Origin of the sequence: Brevibacterium sp. HMSC22B09, assembly GCF_001806795.1 — a bacterium.
GTDB classification, from domain to species: Bacteria; Actinomycetota; Actinomycetes; order Actinomycetales; family Brevibacteriaceae; genus Brevibacterium; species Brevibacterium ravenspurgense.
The window spans coordinates 1-6,093 of sequence record NZ_KV785996.1 but is presented as its reverse complement, the minus strand read 5'-3'; the positions used below and the strand labels follow the sequence as shown (position 1 = coordinate 6,093).

Here is a 6,093-nt window from a genome sequence, read left to right as displayed (position 1 = left end):
TTCTGTAGGCAGATTTGTGTGCTGCGTTCCAAGCCGCGCCCTGGGCACCGTCGTTGAAAAATCGAACGGTAAAGCTGCGGTCAGGTGTTATTCGTCGCGCACTTAAGATAGCTCCGCAAGGCTGAAAAGACGATGAAAAAGCAGCTCATTTGCTGCCCGATCCATTCCCGTGCCGGACAAACGCACCTAGCGTGAAACACGCCTGGAGGTCTTCCAGGACGTCTAGATTATGGAGAGTGACATGCTCAAGAAAGATCTAACACGCACCCTCACCCACGGCGCACTTGCCGCAGCAATCGGCGCAGGCAGCCTGCTTGCAGCAGCAGGAGCCGCTCAGGCAGCCCCAGCAGAAAACCCCGGCGCAGCACAGGCTCAGGCCGCGCCCGCTCAGGCTGACGGCCAGGGAATCAGCCGTGACGAAATCATCAAGCGCGCAGAAGACCGCATGGCAAAGGCCCCCTACTACTCGCAGGGCCAGGACTACTTCGACGACTACCGCAGGGACTGCTCCGGATTCGTGTCCTACGCATGGAACTCCGGCGGCCCCGGCGAGGCATCCTTCACGTTCGTGCCCAACGGCGTCGCCCACGCGATCGCATGGGAAGACATCCAGCCCGGTGACGCAATCACCGGCCCCGACCACATCGTGCTGGTCAAGGCAGTGAACCCAGACGGATCGTTCGAACTGCTGGAACACGGCGGCGGACAGACCGGCAAGGAAGCCCCCAACACACGCCACGCCACCAAGGACGAACTCATCAGTCAGAACGTCGGCGAACCCATCCGCTACAACGGAGTTGCCTGACACCCCTCACATACGACGGAGGCCCGGCCACAATGGCCGGGCCTCAGTTGTGAGCAGCGAATCAGCTCAAACGGTCGCGAATAGCCGCACCGATTTCCTCAGTCGAACGCTGCACGTCCCCGCGCTCGGCAAGATCAGCTTCGACAGCCGAGCGAATCGCCTCAGCTGCCTTGCCCAGGCCGTTGTTCTCAGCCAGAAGCGCTGCCGACAGAATCGCCGCTGTCGGGTCTGCAATGCCTTTGCCCGCAATGTCCGGTGCCGAACCGTGAATCGGCTCAAACAGCGACGGCCCCGTACCCGCAAGGTTGAGATTTCCAGAGGCTGCCAGACCAATGCCGCCGGTGACGGCAGCAGCCAGGTCCGACAGAATGTCGCCGAACAGGTTGTCGGTGACGATGACGTCGTAGCGGCTGGGATCGTTGACCATGTACATGGTGCTGGCGTCGGCGTGTTCGTAGTTCACCGCAACGTCCGGGAACTCCGGTGCGACAGCGTCAATCACGCGTCCCCACAGGTGACCGGCGTGCACCATCACATTGTTCTTGTGCACCCACGTCAGCTTCTTCGAGCGCGTCTGCGCGAGCTCAAAGGCGTACCGAACCGTGCGTTCGACACCGAACCAGGTGTTGACCGACACCTCGTTCGACACCTCGTGAGGTGTGCCCTGTCGCAGTGAACCGCCCTGCCCCGTATAGGAGCCCTCCGTGCCTTCGCGCACAACCACAAAGTCAATGTCACCCGGGTTCGCCAAGGGGGACGAGGTGCCGGGAAAGAACCGCGAGGGCCTGAGGTTGACCGCGTGGTCCAGGCCGAAGCGCATCTTGATGATGATGCCCCGCTCAAGCACACCCGAGGGCACCGACGGGTCACCGCAGGCGCCGAAGTAGATCGCATCGAAGCCGCGCAGCTCGTCGAGTTCGTCATCCGTAAGCGTTTCACCGGTCTTGTGCCAGCGCTCAGCGGAGGCGTCGAACTGCTTGGTCGTGATGTTGACGTCTTCACCGGCGACTTCAACGGCGCGGTTCAAGACATCGAGTCCGACGGGAACAATCTCTTTGCCGATGCCGTCACCCGGCATGACTGCAATCTTCAAATCCATGTGATCCACAGTACGCGCAGGTCTCGTCATTCGGCCGCCCGTCTTGATCTGTGGACATGTTGAACGGCCCCTCCCCTTAGGCCCCACATGTTCATAGACTGGGTGGCATGTCCGACCAGCTGCGCAACAAGCGCGCCCTTGCACTGCCCGCCCGACTGTCACGCTCATGGCTTTTCGTCAACGCGTCCAAACCCGAACTGTTTCCATCCGGACAGACAAGCGATGCCGACTCCATCATCTTCGACCTCGAAGCCGCAGTGCCGGACGACCAAAAGGACACCGCCCGAGCCAACGTTGTCAGCGCTTTGGAAGACGGCATGGTCGGCTGGGTGCGCGTCAACAACACGTGGACCCACCACTGGGAAGAAGACCTCGACGCACTGTCAGGACTGCCCGGGCTGCGCGGCATCATGCTGCCGAACACAGAGGAACCCGAACAGGTCACCCTGACCTCAATCCGCGCGGGTGTGGGCATGCCGATCCTGGCTCTCATCGAAACGGCCCTCGGCATAGAGAATGCCACCCGCATCGCATCGGCCGCCGGCACCTTCCGCCTGGCCTTCGGCGTCAACGACTTCCGCAAAGACACCGGCATCGGCGATGACCCGGTCGCCCTGGCCTACGCGCGCTCACGCCTTGTCATCGCATCGCGCGTCGGAGGTCTGGCCGGCGCCATTGACGGGCCGTCCTCCCCCGGTGCGGGCAAGTCCGCCGTCAGCTCCGACTGCGCGTGGACCATGAAAATGGGCATGACCGGCAAGCTAGTGCTCAGCGAAGCCCAGGTCCCGTACGTCAACGAAGGCCTAGCACCCTCAGAAGAAGACCGCGCGTGGGCCCGCGAAATGCTGGAGGAGGCCGAACACGCCGATGGGATCACCGACGGTTCGTACCTCCCCCGCATGGCCCGCGCTAAGAAAATCGCGAGCCTGGCCGATTCCTACGGCCTTTGGAAAAGCTGAGTCACTTCCCCAGCGTTACTCCAGTGGGTCACTCCCCCAAGAGTCACTCGCCCAGGTTGACCGTTGCAAAAGCCGAAGCGTCGACGGCACCCGCGACCGCCTCGGCGATTTCTTCGCTCACCGGCGAATCGACGTCAAGCACAGCGAGCGCATTCGAACCGGCGTCGGTGCGCGCCACCTGCATGCCTGCAATGTTGATGTTGGAACGGCCCAGCGCCTGACCGAGCTGGCCGATGACACCAGGACGGTCTTCGTAGCGGAAGATCACGAGGTTGTCTGACAGCTGGATCTCGATGTCGTAGCCGCCGACCTCCGTGAGCTTCTGCATGAGCTTCGGGCCGGTGACGGTACCGGAAACGCTCATCTGCTTGCCCGAAGCGGTGGTCGCGATAATCGAGGTGATGTTGCGGTAGCGCTCACAGTCGGTGGACGTGACGAGCTCGGTTGTCACACCGCGCTCTTCAGCGAGCACTGGCGCGTTGACGTAGGTGACCGGGGTCGACACGATGTCGGTGAAAACGCCCTTCAGTGCTGAGAGCTTGAGGACCGAAACATCGAGTTCGCCGATCTCACCGTGGACTTCCACGCGCAGGTGCGCCAGCGGTTCGTCGATGAGAGCCGTGAGCGTACGGCCAAGGCGTTCGGCCAGGATGATTCCGGGGCGAACGTCTTCGTGGATTGCACCACCGGCGACGTTGACCGCATCCGGCACAAGCTCGCCTGCCATGGCGCGGCGCACCGAACGGGCGACGGCGATACCGGCCTTTTCCTGCGCCTCAGCCGTTGATGCACCCAGGTGCGGGGTCGCGTTGACCTGAGGAAGTTCGAGCAGCGGGTTGTCGACCGGGGGCTCTTCCGTCCACACGTCGAGTCCTGCAGCAGCCACCTTGCCAGTGCGAATAGCGTCAGCGAGAGCCTCTTCGTCGATGATTCCACCACGAGCAACGTTGACCACGCGCACGCCGGGCTTCGTCTTGGTGAAAGCCTCCGCACCGATCATGCCGGTGGTTTCCTCAGTCTTGGGCATGTGAACCGTGATGAAGTCGGAGCGCTCAAGAAGTTCGTCGAGGCTGACAACCTCAACACCCATCTGGCCGGCGCGAGCCTGCGTGATGTAGGGGTCGTAGCCGATGAGCTTCATGCCGAAAGCACGCGCGCGCTCAGCTACGAGACCGCCGATGCGGCCCAGACCGACAATGCCAAGGGTCTTCTCGAACAGTTCGGCACCAGTCAGAGCGCTGCGCTTCCATTCGCCGGCCTTGAGTGAACGGTTGCCCTCACCGTAGTTGCGGGCGGCACCCAGAATGTGGGCCATAGTCAGCTCAGCTGCCGAGGTGATGTTCGACGTGGGCGCGTTGACCACCATGACACCGGCCTTGGTAGCAGCCGGGATATCAACGTTGTCAAGACCCACACCGGCACGCGCAATGACGCGAAGGTCAGTGGCTGCGGCAATTGCTTCTTCGTCCATCTGAGTGGCCGAGCGGATCAGAACCGCCGAAGCACCCGGAAGAGCATTCAGCAGTTCAGCGCGGTCAGCGCCATTGCAGTAGCGGACCTCAAAATCAGGGCCGAGTTCACTCACGGTCGCATCCGAGAGCTTTTCGGCAATAAGGACAACAGGTTTCGTCACGATTCCCCCTACAAGTGTGTGCGTGACAACAGTTTAGGGATCACTGTGAAGCGGCTGACATCCCACCCTGGCGCGGGGCACCCACACCCAGCCAACCACCCCCGAACAGCACACGAGGCGCCGTGGTGAGCGGCGCCTCGTGAGTGTGGTTATCGGGTCAGAATTCGTACGGGGTGTACGGGGCCCGGGCCATCGAGAACATGAGCCGGGCGCGCACAGCCGCCCCCGGGGTGCACTCGGTGATGCGGCCGGCGCGGGTCAGCAGCGACGGGTCGGCGCCACCCAGGTAGATGGAGCCGAGCTCAGCGACATCGAGTTCGATGTCAGGCTGGGCGTCCGGGACCTGTTCGACCGTGGCGTCCGAGCCATCGGAGTCGATGCGCCACGTGCCCTCCGCGTAGCCCAGGGAGTCGGTGACCTTGAGCGTCAGGGTTCCCGGCACCAGCCACTGGCGGGCCTCAAGGGCCTTTTTGACGTCGAGGATGCGCAGCCACAGGAGGTCCCAGTGGGACTTCTGCTGCACGCGACGGGGGTTCTCCAGCAGCCACGGCAGAGGTGAAGGCTGGGCACCGTCGTACTTGACGCGCTCCACAAGGTCGATGGAGCCAAGGAACGACCACAGGGACGAGTACGCGGCGTCGGACACCGCAATGAGGTCGAGCACCTGAATGGTCGGGGTTGGCTTGTCCCAGCCGGTGAACTTGTAGGTGACGTAGCCGTCCGGTTCGCCGTCTTCGTCGTAGTGCAGGGCGGCGCGGGCGGCCGGGTCAGGACCGCCGGACTCGAAGTCGTATTTGCCGGCTGCGAGATCCCACCAGCGCTGCTGGCGGCCGCCCGCACCGGGGGTGGTGCGCATGAAACGCTCGTAGATGCTGGGGGCGAGGTCTTTGAGGACGGCAGCTTCGCACATTTCGACGCGAGAATCAGCTTCTGCAGCCAGGCGGAAACCGGGGTTCGTGTCGACTTCAAACGAGCCCATCCAGGATGCCGTGCCGAAACCGTAGCGACGGTAGATACCGCCCTCTGTGGCCGTCAGAGCGGCAAACGGGAAGCCGGCCGCAGCAGCATCCTTGAGGTTGTTCGTCATCATGGTGCGCAGCAGGCCGCGGCGACGGTGGGTGGGGCGCACCGTCACCCACGTAATCATGTGCGCGTTCTGCAGGCGGTTCTCGCCGACGTTGATCGGCGCTTCGAAGTGGACGAACGTCGCGACGGGCACGTCGGTGCTGAGTGCGTGCTTCTGAGTTTCAGGGGCGTAGACACCGGTGAAAATACGACCGTCTGCGTGGCTGCGCTCGTAGCGCTGCAGAGATTTTTCTTCGTCTTCGCGCTTGTCGTGGAAGCCCGCGTTGACGGCCTCAAAGAAAGCGGCAGTGCGCGCATCTACTTTCTTCTTGCCGGTTTCGGGGTCAGTTTCGACACCGGGACGGAATGTTTCAAAACGATAGTTCAGCACTCAGTCAAATTTACAGTATTGCGGGATGGCGACGGTAGGGGTTTTAGGCCTGGATTCGGTGGATTGGCGGGGTGGGTTTGTCCCTGCGGCGGCCCGGCGCCTCGGCCCTGCGGGCGCCCGGAGCGGCAGCCCGGCGCGGCG

At 62.9% G+C, this 6,093-nt stretch carries 5 protein-coding genes; 2 read left to right on the top strand and 3 right to left on the bottom strand.

Annotation, left to right across the window (positions count from 1 at the left end):
• Positions 1-241: 241 nt before the first annotated feature.
• Complete coding sequence (locus tag HMPREF3087_RS01005) at positions 242-805, top strand: hypothetical protein (RefSeq protein ID WP_061943287.1); 564 nt, start codon at positions 242-244, stop codon at positions 803-805.
• Positions 806-866: 61 nt separating this feature from the next.
• Here the strand turns inward: HMPREF3087_RS01005 and HMPREF3087_RS01000 are convergent, their stop codons facing one another.
• Entirely contained in the window at positions 867-1,904 is a 1,038-nt protein-coding gene (locus tag HMPREF3087_RS01000; RefSeq protein ID WP_070427739.1) for a 3-isopropylmalate dehydrogenase, read from the bottom strand.
• Positions 1,905-2,011: 107 nt separating this feature from the next.
• Here HMPREF3087_RS01000 and HMPREF3087_RS00995 point away from each other — a divergent pair, with 107 nt between their 5' ends.
• Positions 2,012-2,863 carry an HpcH/HpaI aldolase/citrate lyase family protein gene (locus HMPREF3087_RS00995; RefSeq protein ID WP_070427738.1) on the top strand — a complete coding sequence of 284 codons (852 nt, stop codon included), beginning with the start codon at positions 2,012-2,014 and terminating at the stop codon, positions 2,861-2,863.
• A gap of 43 nt (positions 2,864-2,906) precedes the next feature.
• On the opposite strand, the gene serA is transcribed toward HMPREF3087_RS00995, so the two are convergent.
• Both serA and HMPREF3087_RS00985 read right to left on the bottom strand, forming a co-directional pair.
• Entirely contained in the window at positions 2,907-4,496 is a 1,590-nt protein-coding gene (serA, locus tag HMPREF3087_RS00990; protein ID WP_141738839.1) for a phosphoglycerate dehydrogenase, read from the bottom strand.
• A 157-nt stretch (positions 4,497-4,653) separates the two neighbouring features.
• On the bottom strand, positions 4,654-5,952 hold the full coding sequence (locus HMPREF3087_RS00985) for a GNAT family N-acetyltransferase (protein WP_070427736.1): 1,299 nt from the start codon (positions 5,950-5,952) through the stop codon (positions 4,654-4,656).
• Between the last annotated feature and the right edge of the window lie 141 nt (positions 5,953-6,093).

Bases quoted from the DNA above. Each gene is read 5' to 3' on its own strand.
- HMPREF3087_RS01000 (WP_070427739.1), bottom strand. From the start codon at position 1,904: ATGGATTTGAAGATTGCAGTCATGCCGGGTGACGGCATCGGCAAAGAG.
- HMPREF3087_RS00995 (WP_070427738.1), top strand. From the start codon at position 2,012: ATGTCCGACCAGCTGCGCAACAAGCGCGCCCTTGCACTGCCCGCCCGA.
- HMPREF3087_RS01005 (WP_061943287.1), top strand. From the start codon at position 242: ATGCTCAAGAAAGATCTAACACGCACCCTCACCCACGGCGCACTTGCC.